Origin of the sequence: Bacteroides stercorirosoris, assembly GCF_900142015.1 — a bacterium.
GTDB classification, from domain to species: domain Bacteria; phylum Bacteroidota; class Bacteroidia; order Bacteroidales; family Bacteroidaceae; genus Bacteroides; species Bacteroides stercorirosoris.
Genome location: NZ_FQZN01000020.1, coordinates 93,258 through 112,503, shown reverse-complemented (window position 1 = coordinate 112,503; position 19,246 = coordinate 93,258). Strand labels below are relative to the sequence as shown.

The window sequence follows — 19,246 nt, the reverse complement described above, 5'->3', positions numbered from 1 at the left end:
AAACAACATTACTCACTGGCCAGAATAAAAGCTAGAAACAGGAAAACGGAAATGCTTTGGATTTTCTTTGGAATACATACGGCCAATGCGGTATGCATGATAGAAAAGGTCGAAAAGAAAAAAAGAACGGCTGCATAATCAGACTAAAATAATAAGAGGAAAACAGGAGAGGTTTTTAACTTCCCCTAAAAAGACATATACATAATGTACCGTTGGGAAGAAAAAATAAGAATATGTAAATAATATTCTATGAAAAAGATAGGAGACTTGAGGCTTTACAGAAAAAAATTAAGAGAAAAGCTCACGTAAAGTAAAACTGTTCTCTTAATTTATTAGAAAGAGGGACATTTACTGAATATCCCCAATTATAGACAAAAAAAATCCCGACAAGACAATAATTGTCTGCCGGGAATCAGTATGAGTATTATCTCAAATAGATAAATGCAATCTAAAATACTTCCTCATGAACCATATATAAATGAAGCTAAGCAATAAAATAGCGCATAAAAGATACAAATATCCCCTATTCTGGCAATAGATATATCCGATAACCACCATAGCCTGCACTGCCATATAAGCCAACGAAACCACAACATGAGGTATTTTCAACTCATTGGCCATTAACTGATACATATGTTTCCGATGTGGTAAACCTATATTTTCATGGAGTATCAGACGGTGAATAATGGTCAAGACACTATCGACACCATAAACCGCCAAAAGAATAATCCAACTGAAATCCTCCGTTTTCAGAATCAACTTCCCTATCAGGAAAAGCAGTATGAAAGCGATACTCACAGAACCTACATCACCGGCAAAGCACTTCGCCTTCCTGCGGAAATTAAAAAAGCAGAACACCACCACAGAACAAAGCACCGTATAAATCAAAACCGGTTCAACAAAGGTTACCATTTCCGCATTGATATAAGCTAATGCCCCTAGAATAATCAATGAGTAACCACCTGTAATCCCATTAATGCCATCCATGAAGTTATAAGCGTTGATGATACCTGTGCAAACAATCAATGCAATGATAATCCACCACCAAGAAAGAGAAAATAATCCCCACTGGTAGAACATCAAGGCCATGGCAGAAAAGTGAAACACCAGCCGCAATCCTTGAGAAGTAGAACGAATATCATCTACAAAGCTGATAAATGTTATTAGGGTTAATGCCAATATAAACCAGGGATATTCCCAATCGTTAGTCAAGAAATAGGCCAAAGCTCCGAAATAGAAGATGATTCCACCACCACGCAAAGTAATCCGTGAATGAGAACTACGTTCATTGGGTTTATCTATGATGTTAAACTTATCAGCTACCCTAAAATAAAAAAGTTCTGTCAGGAACAACAGAACCAAAATAATTACGTAATACATTATTCGTTTTTATTAATCCAATGAAACCATACCTGAACACAGACAAATAAAAAAGCTGCTATACTTACTACAGCCATTACAATCCAAAAGCATATACTCATTCTATCTTGAAGTTTTCTAATACATTTGTTGGCTTCCACCCTAATTCACGCATTGCTTTCTCATTACTAAAGGTTAGCGACTTGGTTATTTTATTAAGCTTCAATGAATTTAATGGCGCTTTCTTACCCAAGCAGTCTCCTATCAAAGCCATACCTTTTGCCAGCCAATAAGGGATCGATAAAGGCAGCGATTTATTCATCTGTTTACAAATCAGTGTTTCCAATTCCCTGAATGTAGGTTGATAACTATCACATACATTATAGATACCACCTTTTCTAGCCAGCAATGGGATCAGATTCGCAATATCTTGCACCATCAACACACTTTTCCGAGCTCTACCATCTGCGATACTGAAATACCTTCCTCTACGAATGCCTGTTATCATCGCTCCCAAATTGCCCGGAGGATTAGGCCCAGCTATCAAGGAAGGGCGAATTATCCCCAACACAACATTGTGTTTCCGACACCAATTCTGCAAATACTCTTCCGCCAGACGTTTACTCATAGCATAAGGAGTGGTTCCATTTAATGGATATTCTTCCGTGATATCCACTCCATAATCGCAACCATATACTGCTACTGTGGAAATAAAGATAAAAGATCTCGGTACTCCAACCTTCTCTAACGCTACACAAAGATTTTTCGTTCCCTGTAGATTTACATCAAAAAACGCCTGTCGTTCAGTTTCCGTTTTAGGAATAGAATGGGCTTTTCCGGCGGCATGTAATACAATATCATAGCGTTCATATAGGTTCGGAATGTTCTTTGAAATATCTACAGTATAGTTATCTTGCGGAGTCAGTCCAGCGGTTATAACATTATACCTCTCTCTCAATAAAGGACATATGTTATAACCCAAAAAGCCAGAGGCCCCTGTAAACAAAAACTTCATATAAAAATACTATTTTTGATAAATTGCTTTAGTCTGCTCGTTTATTAACGTACGTTCTTTATCGAAAAACCATCCCCATTTATTTAAATAATAAATAGCTGCTTTGACATGTATCCAAAATAAGCGTAAACTTTTATGAGATCCTTTTTCAAAATTGTGTGTAATCGTTACTTTGGGATGATACATCGTCCTATACTTCTGATGAATACGCCGATTCAAATCAGTATCTTCTCCATACATAAAGATTCTCTCATCAAAGACTCCAATTTCTTCGATAACAGATTTTCGAAGAAACATAAAACAACCAGACAAGTAAGGAACATTCATCTCCTGATTATAATCAGCAAAATGCATTTCAAAATTATAATCAATTTTATTTTTGACTTTCTGAATAGGGATAAACATTCTTACTATCCAATCTGTTGGAGTAGGGAGCAATTTACATAAATGCTGTAGCTCACCACCAGGATATACAATGCGAGGCATAATATTTCCAACATCAAGGTTAACATCCATATATTCACATAATTTCTCTAAACAACCTGCAGAAAAGTACACGTCAGGATTTAAAACCAAATGATATTTTCCTAAATACGAAAGCCTCTTCAAGACAACATTATGCCCAGCTCCAAATCCTCGATTTGAATTCAAAAAAATATATTGAATTCTACTATCGGATATTATGTTCTCTTCCAATGGAATTGGAGAATTATCTATCAAATAAAGTTTGGCTACAATAGGTGATTCTAAAACACTTCTAACTGCTCTATCCAACACCGATAAATCATTATTATACAATACGATTGAAACTGTTAATTGCATATTATTTATAACTTTTATTTTTATTCATATATTCTATAATAACTTTATCACGGGAATGACTTATCATTAAGTCTCTATTATATTGTCTTTTTCCAAAAGACACATTTATACTTTCAATAATAGATTTATATTCTAAAGGAGAATGTGCACAAAACATCATATCTGAAAATTTCTCAGATATACCTTCAAAAGCTACATCAGTTCCTATAATAGGGCATCCACAAGCAATAGCTTCAACAACTTTCACTTTTACACCTGCTCCTTTTTTTAAAGGAGCTATCAAAGCTTTACTCTTTGATAAATACTCATATGGATTATCTACAAACCCCACATAATCAATATTAGCTTCTCTCTTTATCTTCTCTTGTAAATCATTAGACAATCCTCCTCCTACAACTTTTATTAATATCTTCACATCCAGTAAAGGATAAATCTCATCCAAAAAGAAAGAGAGACTCTCTTCATTTTCCAGCCTGTTCCATGCGCCATAAAAGGTAAACCAGTTTTCCACTTTAGCAGGGTATGGCAAATTAATAATTGAATCACAGATGTAAAAAGAAGTCACTAAAGAAGAAAGCCCATATTGTTTAACTATTATAGCTCTGTCTTTCTCTGAGAAAGAAAATAGTGTCACATTATTCTGACTAAATATTCTCTTTTCAGTCCTCAGAACCCATTTATAATTCAAAATAGATTTTTTTCTTAAATAATATTGTGATATAACATCATGACACATTAAGATCTTTGAAGTATTGTGCAAAAATAAGCCATATACAAAACTTTGAGAAAAATCCAAATACACCCAATCATACTTCTCTTGATGTACCATTTTATAGAGCTTATAAGCAATAAAAATATTAAAACGCGATACAAAAAATGGATGAAAAAAAGGAAGTTGGATACATCCGAGCATTCTATTGATATTATTAATAGAATACACTTCTATTTTTCTACACATACTTTTACAATACAAATCCAACTGATGATGTGCGGCATCAAAACAGATTAGATCAACAGTGTTAGACTTTAGTAAGTCAGTTAACAAAAGCCTTGTATAATTCTGCCCCGCAGTTTTATCACAAGGGACAAAAGCAGAAACAAATAAGATTTTTTTCATCAATTAAAATTCTCTATTATTAAAGAGTAGTATCAAAGCCATTTAGAAAGTTATTTTGCTATTATTAAATAGCAAGCAGAGGAACTTAGGATTATAATAATATCCAAGACTTCAAAAAAACATAGTCTTATCGTGTATCTATAATGATTTTTATATACCGTATTTCAATTTACGTATAAAAAGATAGCCTTTTCTCATAATTAAAAAAAGAGAAAAAAAATTCATCGACGTATAAATCAACCCCCACCTTATCAACCCCATTCTTTTTACAATTTGAGAGCAATATGAAAATAATTCAGGTTTAATTTGTTTAATAACACAGTCTATATCAGCATAGTTAGCACCATCTTTTAGTAACGAAAAGTACTCATTGAGAATAAAAAAAATAATAACATCTTTCATATTGGCAAGTACTTTTCAAATTTATACAATAATAATTATCAATCCATTCTAATAATTTTAACCGCTTATCAACTATTAATTTGCTTTTTTTATTTACCATGGAAGATGGTCTTTGGATATAATGATAGATACAATCATCTATATATGATATTTTTAGCGATTTATTTAACAATATCTGAAATAGCGTTACCACATCTTCACCTATTGTGATATCGCTAGGAGTATTTGTTTGCAAGAATACATCTTTCTTTATTAGTTTCCCCCATATAGTGGGTGCCGCATCTTTTATTAATACAGACTTGAGAACACCCTCTGCTGTCAAACCATATTGATAGGTATTATATTGCTCAAAAATAAGTTTCTTATTTTCTGTCTCAACTAGAAAATTTGCAAGAACCAAATCTGCACCAGTTTTTATGTATTGCTTAATTAGAAGTGAAATTGCATCATTCTCTAATGTATCATCAGAATCTAGAAATACTATCAAATCATAAAGTGCATTTTTCACTCCGACTTTACGAGTTTCCACTAAACCTTTATTCGATTGTGAAACTACATGTATTCTTTCATCTTTACATTGGTATTTTTTCACTATCTCTAAAGATTGATCAGTGCTACCATCATCAACAACTAGCACCTCAATAGCTGAATGAGTCTGATTTATGCATGTATTTAGACAAGCACTTATATACTGTTCCGAATTATACATCGGAATTACAATTGACACAAAAATATCAGTCAAATTATTTTCTGTACTTATAATACCCATAATTTAAAGAAGCTATAATTAATGCATAAAAAATAAAAGACAACATATATAAAATTCCCGAACGTACTACATATACAGAAAATCCACATATAACAACATAGATAATTGACTTATAGTAATTCGAAAACAAATCATTCTTTAATAATTTGATAACATAGCCAAATAAATATGGACCACAAACCACACCTATCATTCCAAAAGCTAAGTATGAACTTGCTATAAAATTAGTCCCCATACCAATCCCCATTACACTAGTACCTAAATAATCACTAAAAATATAGGCACTATTGAGTATTTTCACAGGAAAATCAAATGTATTAACAATATAAGACTGGGAAAATGGTATTAGCAACAGTATACTGGCCAAAGAAGATATGCCAAAAGAAATTCCATAACAGTCTACATATTCCAAGGCTAAATAAGTATTTGTATTAGGTATTAGCAAATCTGAAACGCGATAAAACCAATCTAAGTCAGCGTCAAAACTATATCCCGAACGAAAATATTGAATATAATTCATCAAAACTAAAGAAACTAATATGAAAGAAAAAAAAGACCAAACAGAAACTTTCCTGAATTTCAAAGAATATAGAATTATAATTGGCATTAATATATATAATGCTACCGTTCTATTACCCGATAACATAAATTGAATAGCGACAATTAGAGAATATGCAAGAGGAATAATGTTTTTCTTCTTAAAATAAACATAATTCCAAAAGGCGTTAAATATTATCACATGAATTGATGCTATTAAAAATGGCATTATATATTTCTCAGCTCCTAATGAACCACCACCTTTATATGCATTCTTTATCGCATCAAACCCACCAAGCAATGCAAAAACAAAATAACAAGCTAAAGAAAATAGTAGTATGATATTATTAGGAATATATTTCACTGAAGCAACAGCCCTTACCTTTTTTTCACAATTCAATGAACCACAAAAAAAAGAGAACAGAGCCACTGTAGAGATAATAGTACCTTTATTTATCGTTTCCAAAGAATATGGCAATCCAAACGAGAATAAATATGCCGTGTTATCTCCATTATATACAAATACAGGAAAAATATAAACCATTATAGTTGAAATAATGATAAATATCGGTTCAAAATCCAAATATGTATCAAATTTAGAATACTTAAAATAAAAAAAAGCATTTACAATATACAACAATAGCAAAGAAACATTTAGAACCTTACAATATGTAAGAGGTACCAAAAAGAAAAAGAAGAGAACAAGTGCTCCAATCTCAATCAATAGTATTCCACAAAATTTATTTCTTAGTTTCACAAATATATTTAGTTATATTCTTATGTAAAAAAAACAATACTATATTAAAACATCAATTCTCTAATTTTAGAATTAGCTTCATCCTTACATAAAAGTAATAGCCTACAACAAAAAGATAAGAATTCCAAATTCTAAAATGAGCAGGCAAACACTCACAATAATCTTTACAATTTAAAAATCTTGAATAATTCTTCTTTATCTCCTTTATCTCACCAATGCACCGAAGTCCTCTTATAGAAATCCCAAAATAAGTTTTAATAAAAGCAGTGATTACACTTATATATAGTGAATTCAACTTTATATGATAAGTTATAGAAAAATCTAGTAAATCCCCAATCGCTAATAAATGATCTTTAGCCATAGAAAACGACAAAGAAGAATTCATTGCAGACCCATAACGCATCCGATAATTGTAAAAGTGTCTATTTAGTACTACAACAAAAGAGCTACACATTAAGGCCTTCAAAATAAATACTTGATCTTCTCCATATTTAATACCTACTGGAAATTTTAAATTGTACTTTTTTATCACATCCAATTTTATTGCATATCCACAAATAGCTGGATGGTATACTTTCGAATTACAATAATCTTGACTTGATAATTCTAAAATTTCATTAGGAATATTGCTATATTCAAGGACAGTACCATTGGTTTTCCTAAAACCAAATTGAATAAAATCAGCATCTTTCCTATTTGTTGCTACATAATTAAGTGTTTCTTTATCAATCCAGTCATCACTATCTATAAAAATAATCCACTGTCCCTTAACATTTTCTATTCCTATATTACGAGCAATGCTAACACCACCGTTTTGTTCATGGAAAACTCGAATTCGTTTATCTTTCAATGCGTATTCATCACATATTATTCCCGAACTATCAGATGAACCATCATTTATCAATAGCAACTCAAAATACGGAAATGATTGTTGCAATATACTATCAATGCATTGAGGCAAATATTGCTCCACATTATACACAGGAACAATTATAGAAAAAATTGGATGAAAATAATTCATTGTATTTAAAGAAAATTAGTAAGGAAATGCATTGAATCTTGCTTTTTTATAGACAAAATCCTGTTAACATCTTTATAGTCTATTTCTTTTCTACATATCTTATCTATATTGCTTGTAGAAGTTATTAATCTATCTTCCAAATGCAACATACTTAATAGTGAAACAAACCTCGAAGAGCCTCTTTCAGGATTTAAAATCGCAACAAATGGTTTATTAAAAAGAATAGAGAACACTGTTCCGTGAAAAGAATCAGTTATTACAAATTGAGCATCACAAAATCCTGCTAACCATTTGGATATCGAAGGATAAATACATTCTGAAGCATTATCCTCCACTATATTAGAAAAGTTTTTTATAGGACCATTTTCATAAGGACTCAAGTGTAGAAAGTTACTTATCTTTTCTATAATTGTACTTTTCTCCGGCGTTCTGTCCAAGATATAAGTTAGTAATATATCCTGTGAACAAGATCTATCCTCATCTTCTATCAACTTCAGATAATTATTTTTATTCAAAAGCATTGTGGGATCTAAAACATGAACTGCATTTGTTTTTAAATAATCCCGACAAAGTTGAATTCCAGTTTCTTCTCTAACAGAAACGGCATTAAATAATTTTATACATTCTAAAGCTATCCCTATTTCTGTTTTTGAATACTCATTTAGATGGTCTGTACCGAATGAGGCTGCATAAGCCACACGTTTTACCTGTATACCTTTTGTGAAAGATAAAAAATAAGTAGGAATATCACTCATTGGAGCTCGCCAAACTTGGTCACTCCCTACAACTATCGCATCAAAATGTTTCACCTTATCCCGTAGAGACTCTATATTTCCCGTAAAAAAATCAATCGTATCAATATAAGTATCAACAAAGCGTTTCATATTGATAGAAATAATTTTCTGAGCTTTCTTTTCTTTATTGAATGAAGGAAATAGATAGCGATATGGATAATAACGATAATCCTTCAGTATATAAAACCGAATGGCATGATATATAAAACGTAAAGTTCGATTCCACAGAGATAAGCTCCTCACAGTTCCATCCCGATCCGTTACAACGTCATGCCCCATACTCTTCAGTATCTGTTGTAAAGCATAGGCCTGAAGTAGTCCACCATAGTTGTTGCGCAAAGGTTGGGTAAGAATTAATATTTTCATAAATACAAAGATACATTACTATCAAACAGCCACTCAACATCCTGCAATCTCGGATGTACCTTATCTTTCTCACTCAGCAAGACTTTATCTGCAGGTATTCTCCAGTCAATCCCCAAATCTGGATCATCCCACGCAATCGCCCCCTCGTTTTGCGGTGCATAAAAATCATCACATTTATACTGAAAAACAACCTCTTCACTCAACACACTAAAACCGTGAGCAAAGCCACGAGGTATAAAGAACTGACGATGATTCTCATCTGTCAACTCTACCGCTACATGCTGCCCTAAAGTTGGAGAGTCTTTACGAATATCTACAGCTACATCAAGTACCGCACCTTTCACAACACGTACCAATTTACTTTGAGCAAAAGGTGGTTTCTGAAAATGTAGACCACGGATAACACCATAAGCTGATTTACTTTCATTATCTTGTACAAATGTGGTATGGCACACCTTTTCTTCAAACTCTTTCTGATTGAAAGACTCAAAAAAGTAACCACGAGCGTCCTTAAAAAGACGAGGTTCGATAATGACAACTCCATCAATTGAGGTTTTTATTACATTCATTTCTACACATTTTAAATGACAATGAGCGTTAAGCTCCTTCTTTTTAATAAAATTTAGAATAGCAACAAAGCTATCTCTCTCCACATTTCTCCAAATTCTTCCTCAGTTTCATACTCATGAAAAGCATTGAGAATACGAATATAGAAGCTCAGTTTCAAATCTTTACCACTCAGAACTCTCGTAATAAGTACGTCGGCTAATGTGGCAATCCTCACAAAGCTGTTTAATACTCACCCCCAAATCAAGACGAAGCTGATTGATATATTCACCTAAACTCTTATGACCGTACGATTTTTCTGCTACTTCAAACACGATTTCTATATAATTATATGTTAATATTCAATAATTAAATTATTAATCGTACCAACATGTTGGTACGATACCCTTTTTAAATCTTTCTAACTTTGGACCATATTTCAAAGAACAGCAAACAATGAAAGCACTTAAAACGAGTATTTCCGTTATGGAATTACAAAAGATAATCAAGCAATGGAGGAGTCGAAAAATCACAGATTCAACCATCTCCAAATTACTCGATTTATATCTCGGACTAACAGTCCTATATGAATGAGGAGAAGGTTTATCCGATAGAAAACTTCTATGATATTAAGATGTCATTAAGGTTTTCTACCACGCAATCACTCATAGAGGCCATAAAGAGAAGCCAATCATTTGAATTCATTCAAGATGATAAAGCAAAACAGATTAAAGCATTTTATTCACCACTCTGGTATCATACAAATTCTAAAAATGAAACAAATGAGATTATAAGTACAACCAGTACATTACCAAATTTATCACAAGCTTTTGCGCAAACTCTTGTGGTAGATAATATATATAATAATATATATACTAAAGGGAATTCTTCTGACGAAGAACTTTCGCCTATTAGCGAACCACCTTCCAAGAACTTTCCTTCTAAAAAAAATATTGTTACACCGGAATCTTTAGTTGCCGCTAAAGAGTTTTTCCATCTCATCAATAAGGATTCCACGCAGAAAGCACAGATACTAACGCCACTCATCAATTGGTTCCAGCTGCACGAAGGACTCACACGCAAACACGCATGTGAGAATCTCATTTATCTGGTCAATGAACTACTAATTCCTTATTTTGCTTCGCAAGCACGATTCATGAAATCCAATCACACCGGACGGCTATGCTGGTTGAGCAATCTGTTGAAATCAGCCCACGGACAACATCTGTTAAACGACGCTGCAAGAACAAACAGAGAGAAACGAAAACAAGCAGTTCATGAAATAAGAAGTAATCAACGCAGCAATCACCCTCTCAACGAATTCGAATGGACAGATCCCGAATCCGAAATGCGATTCTACGACGATGAGATGGAAGGAACAGTGAATATACCCAAGGATGCACCACCAAGACCATCAGCAGAAGCGACATGGAATGTGTTAAGCAACAAATGGGTATAAAACTCTCCCATAAACCATAATTTATAATTCATAAATCCAATGAAACCATTTTATTATCTATGTGACTTTCCCGAACGTAAGAATGCAGGAAAGAATTTCGTAACAGAGTGCCCTAAATGCGGCAAAAAACATCTTTATATTTCCAAAACGACAGGAGTTTTTCACTGCTTCTCCAGCGGTTGCGACTTCAAAGGGAAGCTCAAAGACTTCTGGGAAGAAAGGCCGAGCTATAATTCGTCATTTACCGGAACAGCCGGTGATAAATTTATGGGTACACATTACCCTACCCACAATATCCGCCAGGAAAGAGAATCGGGAAACGGCAGTGGAAAAGCCACATCCGAAGTACCCATGATTCCCGAAGATTACAAAAAATTACCTCCCGAAGTATTCTCCAAAATCAAACCGCTGACAGATGATCCCGAGACTAAGGACCAGAATCAACTCGCTGCCCGACGCTATCTTGCAGATCAAGGCATCTCACTGAAAACGGCTATTGAAGCCCGTATCGGTTGTCTCATGCATCGCTGCTACGGCAAGGATGAAGACAACAAGAGCACCGGAACCATGTATCATTGCATAGCCTACGTCAACTTTCTGAACGGACAGCCCGTAAATGTCAAATATCGCTCGTGCGATCCCTCAACTATCAAGGCCACAGATGAAGGAGAAACAACCGGCAGGGAAAAAGCTGCCGGATATACCAAATTCTGGAGCCAGGATTCACCAACCACACCTTGCCCACCTTACCACATCGACTGCATCAATCCCCTGAAGGTAGCCGAGGAAACCGTTCCCCGACTCATCATCACCGAAGGTGAAAAGGATGTGCTTACACTCAGAGAAGCAGGCTATCATTACGTTATTAGCGTACCCAACGGAGCAGCAAGTGATCTCTCCAAAAGTTTCGAAGCCTTCGAACCCTGGATGAACCAAGCGAGGGACATCGTGATCTGCGGAGACATCGACCTACCGGGAAGAACCTTGGTGAAACATCTCACCGACTACTTCGGAGAGCGTTGCCTACTCACCACACTACCCGGCGACTGCAAGGATATCTCCGACGTACTCGCCACATACGGTATCGAAGTCGTACATGAAATCATCGAATCCGCCCGACCGCAACACACAGCGGACATCGTCACCGTAAGCGAACGGGCAAACGGGATTTTGAACGTGCTGCACGGAGAATATGACCACGGATATGATGTAGGCTACGGACCCTTGACCGACCATGTATTCCACCCCACCGACCAGGGAGGCCTGATTATCGAGACCGGAGTACCCAACAGCGGAAAGACCGATTTTCTGAACGACCTCACCTGCCGGCTCATGGCCAAGACCGGACGCTATGTATGTTACCTCTCTTTCGAAGTGCCGGACAAAGACAAACATATCGCCCATCTCGTGCAGCTCATGCTGGGAAAAGTGAACACTGCAAACTATACCCAGGAACAGTTGAAACCTATCATCAGTTTCCTTGACAGCCACATGGTGCACCTCGACCTGCATGAAGTATCCCCCACCCCCAACAATATCATCGCGAGAGCGGACATGGTGCGACGCACCCTTCCACTGAAATATCTCATTATTGACCCATACCTCTTCATGGAGGTGGAAACCAACCGTTACAACACCGAAACCCAAGCCATAAAAGCTATGCTGACGCAAATGCAAGCATGGGGCAGAACCAACAATATATGGGTCATCATCGTAGCCCATCCGCGCAAACTCACCAAACTCAACGGGAAGAACGAGCTGGAAGAGATTGACATGTATACCATCGCAGGCAGTGCTAACTGGGCCAATCTTGCCGATTTCATATTTTCCATATCCCGCATCAACCGGCAGGACAGCAACTATACCCGACTCGACATGTTGAAGGTGCGCGACCAGGACCTGTGCCAGACAGGAAGCGTCCTATATGTCCGGCAAACCTGCGGACGTTACGACGAACGGGAGTCCGAAGAGCAAGTAATAGCGGAAGCACAAGGCAAAGTCATGAGTAAGGATCATTCACCCTGGATCAGTCTCATCGAAAGTTGAGGGAAATAACACTTGCGGCTGCGTCGGGCTATGCTTGTGCAAGTGTAAGCTTACACAGCCGCAAGCATCAGGCTTCGCAGCCGCAAGTGTCAAACTTCACAAGCGCCACTTTCAAATCTTCCCTCTCAACTCTCTAAGGTCTCCCTATATACTCAAAAATCAGTTCCACCTGCTTGCTGGTAAAAATCTGTTGGGCGGAGCGGTAACCCGTATCCAACAAAGCCTGATACAGAAGCACGTTCCTGCGCAACCAGCGCGAAAGGCGGTTAAGAGCCGAACGATCCCCGATTTCAGGCGCGTATGCACGCGCTAACTCACTTTTGGAATAAGGACGGACAGGCCATTCTTCTACGGGCACATCCGCATCATGATTACATGTAATTTTCTTCATTTTACGATAACTTTTAGAGTACTGTTTATGCTATAAAGGTACAAAAAAGTCATCAGATATCACCTATTCCGTAACAGGTTTATCAGGTGTCAATGTCACTCATTTTCACAGGCTCGGGAGGTTGTATCTTTGTATTGTTCACCACGGAGGACGCAGAGTTTCACTGAGTTGTTCCCAGAATTGCGCCAAGTCTTCCTGTGAGAACTTAATTATTTAATTATTAACCCTTTTAATTTATCAATTATGGGATTGAATTACAGTATCGCAATGCTCAAGAACCCGCAAAACCAGGATGAGAGCGCAAAGGCGTATGCCAAGTCACAAATCACAGGGGAACTGTCCCTGAAAGAACTGAGCCGCCGTGTAGCTGCGCAGACCACCGCCAGTCGTGCCGACGTCACCGCAGTTATCATCGCTACCGTGGAAAACATGATTGACGGCCTGCGTGCAGGCGAACAAGTAGACTTCGGAGACTTGGGAAAATTTCGTCTTCAAATCACCAGCCGGGGTGCAGAAACCGCGGAAAAATTTACGGCTACCAACATCACCGGAGTTAATATCCAGTTCATTCCGGGCGAAGATTTGAAAACTATATTCTCCGGTCTTGAGTTTTCACCCGTACCTACCCGTGCTGCCACACGTCTGCTGCTCAAAGCTCAAAAGGCGGGACAGACGACAGTGGACTTTTCAAAAACGCCCTCTTCTGGTGGAAATTCCGGCAGTAAACCGGATGACGGTGGCAACACCGGTGGCGGAGGAGTGGATGAAAACCCGCTGGGATAGAATTTAAAAGCGTAGCCTTCAGAAATTAATAATGAAAAAATTAACCATGAAAGACTGCGCAAATTCTTAAACGTCAACCAATATTTCAATTTTTATCTTCTAAATTTAATAAGTTTATGGAAAAGAAATCCAAATCAGTATGGGGCGTTGTCCTCAAGGTTATCGTCACGGTGGTTACTGCCTTAGCAGGTGTATTCGGTGTAACTTCCTGCATGCACTGATGAGAACTATCACACTCATTATCATTCACTGCTCGGCCACGCCTCAAGGCGTGAGCCTGAGCTTTGACGACTGCCGGAGGGATCACATCCGACACCGTGGATTTAACGACATCGGTTATCACTTCTACGTGACACGTGACGGTGAAATTCACCGCGGACGACCTTATGAATGCATCGGAGCGCATTGCCGGAATCATAACCGTCACTCCTTAGGTATCTGCTACGAGGGCGGGCTTACCGCTTCGGGCCAGCCGACCGATACGCGTACCTTGCATCAGAAAGCTTCGCTGGTAGCTTTGCTGCGCGAACTGAAACGGGTATTTCCACGGGCGTTGATAGTAGGTCATCATGATCTTAATCCGATGAAAAGCTGTCCTTGCTTTGATGCGGCAAAGGAATATAGAGAATTAAAAATTATACCGTAAAACATTTCCTTTTTATAAGGCATCTGACGAAATGCCTTATAAAAAGCTGCTATAAAATTCTATATCATCTCCTAAATCTTCGTTTTACATATAACCAAACCTTTTGTTTGGTCAACATGTCAATCCCAATCCAATATATTGACAATATAATTATAATAACAGTTATAAAACCTATAAAAATGGAGTGTGGGATACTATCAACACCTATTATATGATATAAAAAAACAGGTACAGGTAAAGCAACCATAGTAACCAACAAACAGGGCTTAAAAACATTCCAGACATCTCTCCAATAATAATTTGCTATTTTCACTACCAATATAGGCTTTACTATTAACCCCAATACGGCATAAGTCAATAAACTAGCCCATGAAAGAGCGACAGGAGAATATCCTGCTTTAAATAAGAAATAGATTATAGGAAATCTTATTAAGCCCAAAGTTGGTGATATCAAAGCATTCTCCTTTAACCGTCCTTTAGCATACAAAGCTGTATAAAAAGAAGTATCAAAAACTTGAAACAGACTCTGAATAACTATAATCTGAAGAAATATAACTGTATAATTAGGTACAACACCCAGCCATATTTTTAATAAAGGATGTGCGAGAAGACAGACAGGAAAACAGATTATAAACATCATATAATAAGAATATTTGGTGGATGCCAATAGTAGCCTTTTAGAACCCATCAAGTCGCCCGCTGCCAGTTTCTTTACTATCTGCGGATTAGCCGCTGTACGAAAGTTATCGACAAACTGGCTGGCTGCCATATTTACTTGAATAGAAATAGATCGTGCTGCAACCACGGCAGGTTCAAAAAACATATTCAACAAAATCAAAATACCTTGGCTATTAAGAGCAGTTGAACTACTGGCAAATAAACTCCAGCCCGAAAATCCTGCTATTTCTTTAAATATAGCCTTATCAAAGACAAAACGATAAACCGTTTCCTTAAAATACCGACTACAATACAAACGATAGATACAAATGAGTCCTACCTGAACTATGAATAATAAAGTGGCATACAATTTTAATTTATCATAACTGCCAATGGATAAAAGATAGACTATTCCTAGTTTTGCCGAAACTTCTATAATGCTCATATATGCAAAAACCGACATTTTCTCATGCGCAATAATACTTGCATTATAAGGAACTTGCGTCAATGTAAACACAGCTGTTAATATGGATATATGAAAAGTATAAACTGCAGCGTCCATCCGCTCAGCCGGTATCACCAATTTATTATAAAGAAACCACACTCCGAGCGTTTCTGCAACTATAACAACAAAGAGAGCAATTGCTATATGAATAGTCAATGTTGTAGAGAAAGTTCTCTTCAACTTTTCAAAATTGCCTGTTCCCAATTCGTAAGTTAAAAAACGAGACGAACCTGTGCTAAGCGCACTATTAATAAAAGACAAAAAGCCTACAATTCCACCTACGGACTGATAAATACCATAATTGTCAACTCCTAACGTTTGTAGTATCACACGTGAAGTATACAATGAAACTATCATTGTAAACATCATACGGAAATACAGGAATGCGGTATTTTTGGCTATGGTTTTATTTGTAGAAGGTACAGACATCAAAATTAGTAGGAATAAGTATGATTATAGGACCATTTTCTATAATATGGAAAAATCACAATTATCGGGATCAAAACGAAGCCGTGAATTGATATTTATATTATCAATAGCAATCATTTCATCTGCACTCAACTCAAAATCAAAAATTGAGATGTTTTCCAATTGGCGTTTCTTATTCAAAGACCGCACAACAGGAATTAAACCATTTTGAATATGCCAGCGAAGTATGATTTGAGCAATAGATTTATGATATTTCTCAGACATACGTTTAAGCAAAGGCAAACGAGTCAACCTTACGTCCATACGTGCAATAGGAGTATAAGCTTCTACTTGGATACCACAAGACTTACAATATTTTATTAATTCCTTTTGTGTAAAAAGAGGATGAACTTCTATTTGATTTATCGCAGGAACAACTTCAGAAACACTTAACAATGCTTCCAAATGATGCTTATGACAATTAGCAACCCCAAGTGCCCGACAGTAACCCTCTTTATACAACTGAACCATCTGTTTCCATGTATCCAAATATAAATCAGTAACAGGCCAATGGAACATCAATAAATCCACATAATCAGTCCCCATACCCTCCAATTGCTGAAATAAGCATTCTCGAATCTTACCACTTCTTTGTGCCTGATTACTCACTCTTGTTGTCAAAAACAAATCTTTTCGATCAATGCGGCTTTTTCTTATAGCTTTATTTATTAAAACGCCATCTCCATATGAGGCAGAAAAATCCAATAATCTAAAGCCTGCTTGGAAAGCATGCGCCACAGAATTGACATAATTATGATATAGTATAGGACGCAAACAAAATTTATTATAAGCTCTAAACCCCAAATTTATTATAGGAATGTCTGACTTCAAATTCAAATTTCCACTACGAGCTGCCGCAGGACCAATACCAATAGCTGGAATAGATACACCATTATTTAATTGAACTTCATTCATAATATTCTATGCATTTCAAAAGTCACTACAATTTCCAAGCAATATTTTTCATTACTACTTTAGCCGGATGACCACTTACCAAAGTATGAGCTGGTACATTCTGAATAACATAAGAACAGGCACCCACAACTGCGCCCTCCTTTATCTTCACACCCGGACAAATAACAGTACCACTACAAATCCAAGTATGGTTTTCAATAATGACAGGGCGTAAAACTTTATAGCCTTCTATAGCAATAATATGAGCATTTGTATCACGAATACTCACATCTCTGCCAAGAGAGACACGCCCTTTCAATTCTATCCTTTTTCCACAGATAATTGTAGTATTATAATTTGTTCCACAATTGTCAATACCAAGATAAGCATTAGCAAAGACTTCTATATTTGAACCATAACCAAGACAAAAACGCTCTGCAACCAACATATGAGCATTCTTTTCAAGAAGTAAACGTGTCTCTTCTTTCGATTTTCGAAATCTCTTTACTCCAAGCATGAATGGCCCATGTAATTCAAGCTTCGATCCAATATGAAACTCAATCACTGAATAGGGAGTGATATATATAAATCCGTTATTAGCCCAATCTGTTTTTACATGTCTACAAAAAAAATTGAAATATAAAAAACGAGAAAAAACCCACGGGTTATATTGACTATACCTCAGAGCTAATATAAAAGGTTTAACAATAGATTTAACTTTCTTCTTGAATTGGGTTTTGAACCTTCGTTCTTTTTCATGGAAAGAAAAATATTGAGGAACGACTTCCTCAATAGCCTTCCTATCTAAATCACGAAAAAAGGCATCCCTATTCATCACCGGCATTTTCTGTTCATGCAATAATGCGGGATTTCCAGGCAATATCTTTTCGATAGTTGTTTCTAAAGATGTGATATTTTTAAGCTGCTTATAAAAAGCCAATCCCTTAGAACTATTGCACATAACTGCCGATGTACCAGCATTATCATCAATATCTTTCAGATAAGCATATTTTTCCACTCCCCAAAAATCTGCAATAGTAATATCAGACATACGAGGAAAACCCTTAAATTGACAAGAATAACAAGACGGACGGCTTACAATATTACCATGATAAGCCATTGAATAAAGATCATTATCTTGTGCCCGACTGTACATTGTCTTACCATTCTTAAAATCAAAACGTTTTACAAGACTACGCCAACCTAATTCTTTATCTTTAAACTTAAAAGAAACAAGTTGACTTCCAACCTTCCGCTCCCAATAATCAAGATATTTAGCATAAAATTTAGGAGATGTGATACTCTTGCAAATAAAATCCACAATAATAAGATTCTCATAATCTTTATTGAGAAAACGGCGAAGAGCAGCCATTTGACAAGGGGTACCACAAATTAAGACCTTCTCACCTGCCACCAACAATCGTTTTACTTCTTTATAGATTCCACAGGTCTGGCTCTGAGAGTACTTGCTCTGACGCAACAGAGTAAGATCCGACGGATTATTAGAAATAAAATGTGAGACTGAAAAATCTTTATTATAAATAGCACCACCAACATAACCTCCCTCTCTATACATTTGTTCTGCAAGAGCAGAAAAAAGTCCTCCTGTAGTACTACCAAAACGGACTTCTATATTTTTATGTATAGCAGCAAAGCAAACAGGATACTCAAAATCATTCTTTTTCAGAGTTTCAATGTGCAACTGAGGACATGTACGCTCACAAAGTCCACAATTAATGCATTTATCTATATCAACCCGAGGATACCAAAAACCTTCTATATCAGTGGAAAGCGTAATAGCATCTTTCGGACAGACATCATAGCAAGCATTACATCCACAACAATTCCTCTTTTCTTCAATATCTATCATCAATTTCTACATTTAGATGCTA

17 protein-coding genes and 2 pseudogenes are annotated in these 19,246 nt (G+C 36.3%); 6 read left to right on the top strand and 13 right to left on the bottom strand.

Going from position 1 to position 19,246, the window contains the following annotated elements:
• Positions 1–138 (top strand): annotated as a pseudogene (locus tag BUC01_RS15595) (DDE transposase); the annotation flags it as partial.
• Positions 139–429: 291 nt separating this feature from the next.
• On the opposite strand, the gene BUC01_RS15590 reads toward BUC01_RS15595, so the two are convergent.
• The 9 genes from BUC01_RS15590 to rfbC all read right to left on the bottom strand — a co-directional run bounded on the left by BUC01_RS15590 (position 430) and on the right by rfbC (position 9,528).
• Entirely contained in the window at positions 430–1,380 is a 951-nt protein-coding gene (locus BUC01_RS15590) for an MraY family glycosyltransferase (protein WP_025831540.1), read from the bottom strand.
• A gap of 97 nt (positions 1,381–1,477) precedes the next feature.
• Entirely contained in the window at positions 1,478–2,374 is an 897-nt protein-coding gene (locus tag BUC01_RS15585; RefSeq protein WP_025831538.1) for an NAD-dependent epimerase/dehydratase family protein, read from the bottom strand.
• A gap of 9 nt (positions 2,375–2,383) precedes the next feature.
• Positions 2,384–3,196 (bottom strand): glycosyltransferase family 2 protein, encoded by an 813-nt coding sequence (locus tag BUC01_RS15580; protein ID WP_025831536.1) that lies wholly within the window; start codon positions 3,194–3,196, stop codon positions 2,384–2,386.
• A 1-nt stretch (position 3,197) separates the two neighbouring features.
• Entirely contained in the window at positions 3,198–4,313 is a 1,116-nt protein-coding gene (locus BUC01_RS15575; protein WP_025831534.1) for a glycosyltransferase, read from the bottom strand.
• 367 nt (positions 4,314–4,680) lie between these two features.
• Positions 4,681–5,484 (bottom strand): glycosyltransferase family 2 protein, encoded by an 804-nt coding sequence (locus tag BUC01_RS15565; protein WP_081795784.1) that lies wholly within the window; start codon positions 5,482–5,484, stop codon positions 4,681–4,683.
• On the bottom strand, positions 5,459–6,778 hold the full coding sequence (gene wzy / locus BUC01_RS15560; protein ID WP_025831530.1) for an O-antigen polysaccharide polymerase Wzy: 1,320 nt from the start codon (positions 6,776–6,778) through the stop codon (positions 5,459–5,461). The genes BUC01_RS15565 and wzy overlap by 26 nt, the downstream gene beginning before the upstream one ends.
• A gap of 52 nt (positions 6,779–6,830) precedes the next feature.
• On the bottom strand, positions 6,831–7,799 hold the full coding sequence (locus BUC01_RS15555; RefSeq protein ID WP_025831528.1) for a glycosyltransferase family 2 protein: 969 nt from the start codon (positions 7,797–7,799) through the stop codon (positions 6,831–6,833).
• A 5-nt stretch (positions 7,800–7,804) separates the two neighbouring features.
• Positions 7,805–8,959 carry a polysaccharide pyruvyl transferase family protein gene (locus BUC01_RS15550; protein ID WP_025831526.1) on the bottom strand — a complete coding sequence of 385 codons (1,155 nt, stop codon included), beginning with the start codon at positions 8,957–8,959 and terminating at the stop codon, positions 7,805–7,807.
• Positions 8,956–9,528: a dTDP-4-dehydrorhamnose 3,5-epimerase gene (gene rfbC / locus BUC01_RS15545; RefSeq protein WP_025831524.1), complete on the bottom strand. Its 573-nt coding sequence runs from the start codon at positions 9,526–9,528 to the stop codon at positions 8,956–8,958. Before rfbC ends, BUC01_RS15550 begins: the two co-directional genes overlap by 4 nt.
• A 433-nt stretch (positions 9,529–9,961) precedes the next feature.
• On the opposite strand from rfbC, the pseudogene BUC01_RS15535 reads away from it, so the two are divergent.
• Positions 9,962–10,964, top strand: a pseudogene (locus tag BUC01_RS15535) (hypothetical protein).
• A 39-nt stretch (positions 10,965–11,003) separates the two neighbouring features.
• Positions 11,004–13,010: a bifunctional DNA primase/helicase gene (locus tag BUC01_RS15530; RefSeq protein WP_025831523.1), complete on the top strand. Its 2,007-nt coding sequence runs from the start codon at positions 11,004–11,006 to the stop codon at positions 13,008–13,010.
• Positions 13,011–13,143: 133 nt separating this feature from the next.
• On the opposite strand, the gene BUC01_RS15525 is transcribed toward BUC01_RS15530, so the two are convergent.
• A complete protein-coding gene (locus BUC01_RS15525; protein WP_025831521.1) occupies positions 13,144–13,401 on the bottom strand; it encodes a DUF4248 domain-containing protein in 258 nt (85 codons plus the stop codon).
• Between the two features lie 243 nt (positions 13,402–13,644).
• On the opposite strand from BUC01_RS15525, the gene BUC01_RS15520 reads away from it, so the two are divergent.
• The 3 genes from BUC01_RS15520 to BUC01_RS15515 all read left to right on the top strand — a co-directional run bounded on the left by BUC01_RS15520 (position 13,645) and on the right by BUC01_RS15515 (position 14,830).
• Complete coding sequence (locus BUC01_RS15520) at positions 13,645–14,184, top strand: HU family DNA-binding protein (protein WP_025831518.1); 540 nt, start codon at positions 13,645–13,647, stop codon at positions 14,182–14,184.
• A 116-nt stretch (positions 14,185–14,300) separates the two neighbouring features.
• Positions 14,301–14,405 (top strand): smalltalk protein, encoded by a 105-nt coding sequence (locus tag BUC01_RS26220; protein WP_159106501.1) that lies wholly within the window; start codon positions 14,301–14,303, stop codon positions 14,403–14,405.
• The gene (locus tag BUC01_RS15515) at positions 14,405–14,830 is read left to right on the top strand and encodes an N-acetylmuramoyl-L-alanine amidase (protein ID WP_025831516.1); all 426 of its coding nucleotides are present in this window, start codon (positions 14,405–14,407) and stop codon (positions 14,828–14,830) included. Before BUC01_RS26220 ends, BUC01_RS15515 begins: the two co-directional genes overlap by 1 nt.
• 64 nt (positions 14,831–14,894) lie before the next feature.
• Here BUC01_RS15515 and BUC01_RS15510 read toward each other — a convergent pair whose 3' ends face one another.
• From BUC01_RS15510 to BUC01_RS15500, 3 genes are read right to left on the bottom strand one after another with little or no spacing between them, the layout of a single operon-like run.
• The gene (locus BUC01_RS15510; RefSeq protein WP_073314180.1) at positions 14,895–16,421 is read right to left on the bottom strand and encodes a lipopolysaccharide biosynthesis protein; all 1,527 of its coding nucleotides are present in this window, start codon (positions 16,419–16,421) and stop codon (positions 14,895–14,897) included.
• A 39-nt stretch (positions 16,422–16,460) separates the two neighbouring features.
• Positions 16,461–17,375: an aldo/keto reductase gene (locus BUC01_RS15505; protein ID WP_025831514.1), complete on the bottom strand. Its 915-nt coding sequence runs from the start codon at positions 17,373–17,375 to the stop codon at positions 16,461–16,463.
• Between the two features lie 25 nt (positions 17,376–17,400).
• Positions 17,401–19,224, bottom strand: a complete 1,824-nt coding sequence (locus BUC01_RS15500; RefSeq protein WP_025831512.1) for a Coenzyme F420 hydrogenase/dehydrogenase, beta subunit C-terminal domain — start codon at positions 19,222–19,224, stop codon at positions 17,401–17,403.
• Positions 19,225–19,246 lie beyond the last annotated feature (22 nt).

Bases quoted from the DNA above. Each gene is read 5' to 3' on its own strand.
- BUC01_RS15510 (WP_073314180.1), bottom strand. From the start codon at position 16,421: ATGTCTGTACCTTCTACAAATAAAACCATAGCCAAAAATACCGCATTC.
- BUC01_RS15555 (WP_025831528.1), bottom strand. From the start codon at position 7,799: ATGAATTATTTTCATCCAATTTTTTCTATAATTGTTCCTGTGTATAAT.
- BUC01_RS15550 (WP_025831526.1), bottom strand. From the start codon at position 8,959: ATGAAAATATTAATTCTTACCCAACCTTTGCGCAACAACTATGGTGGA.
- BUC01_RS15505 (WP_025831514.1), bottom strand. From the start codon at position 17,375: ATGAATGAAGTTCAATTAAATAATGGTGTATCTATTCCAGCTATTGGT.
- BUC01_RS15575 (WP_025831534.1), bottom strand. From the start codon at position 4,313: ATGAAAAAAATCTTATTTGTTTCTGCTTTTGTCCCTTGTGATAAAACT.
- BUC01_RS26220 (WP_159106501.1), top strand. From the start codon at position 14,301: ATGGAAAAGAAATCCAAATCAGTATGGGGCGTTGTCCTCAAGGTTATC.
- rfbC (WP_025831524.1), bottom strand. From the start codon at position 9,528: ATGAATGTAATAAAAACCTCAATTGATGGAGTTGTCATTATCGAACCT.
- BUC01_RS15590 (WP_025831540.1), bottom strand. From the start codon at position 1,380: ATGTATTACGTAATTATTTTGGTTCTGTTGTTCCTGACAGAACTTTTT.
- BUC01_RS15565 (WP_081795784.1), bottom strand. From the start codon at position 5,484: ATGGGTATTATAAGTACAGAAAATAATTTGACTGATATTTTTGTGTCA.
- BUC01_RS15515 (WP_025831516.1), top strand. From the start codon at position 14,405: ATGAGAACTATCACACTCATTATCATTCACTGCTCGGCCACGCCTCAA.
- BUC01_RS15585 (WP_025831538.1), bottom strand. From the start codon at position 2,374: ATGAAGTTTTTGTTTACAGGGGCCTCTGGCTTTTTGGGTTATAACATA.
- BUC01_RS15520 (WP_025831518.1), top strand. From the start codon at position 13,645: ATGGGATTGAATTACAGTATCGCAATGCTCAAGAACCCGCAAAACCAG.
- BUC01_RS15580 (WP_025831536.1), bottom strand. From the start codon at position 3,196: ATGCAATTAACAGTTTCAATCGTATTGTATAATAATGATTTATCGGTG.
- BUC01_RS15500 (WP_025831512.1), bottom strand. From the start codon at position 19,224: ATGATAGATATTGAAGAAAAGAGGAATTGTTGTGGATGTAATGCTTGC.
- BUC01_RS15530 (WP_025831523.1), top strand. From the start codon at position 11,004: ATGAAACCATTTTATTATCTATGTGACTTTCCCGAACGTAAGAATGCA.
- BUC01_RS15525 (WP_025831521.1), bottom strand. From the start codon at position 13,401: ATGAAGAAAATTACATGTAATCATGATGCGGATGTGCCCGTAGAAGAA.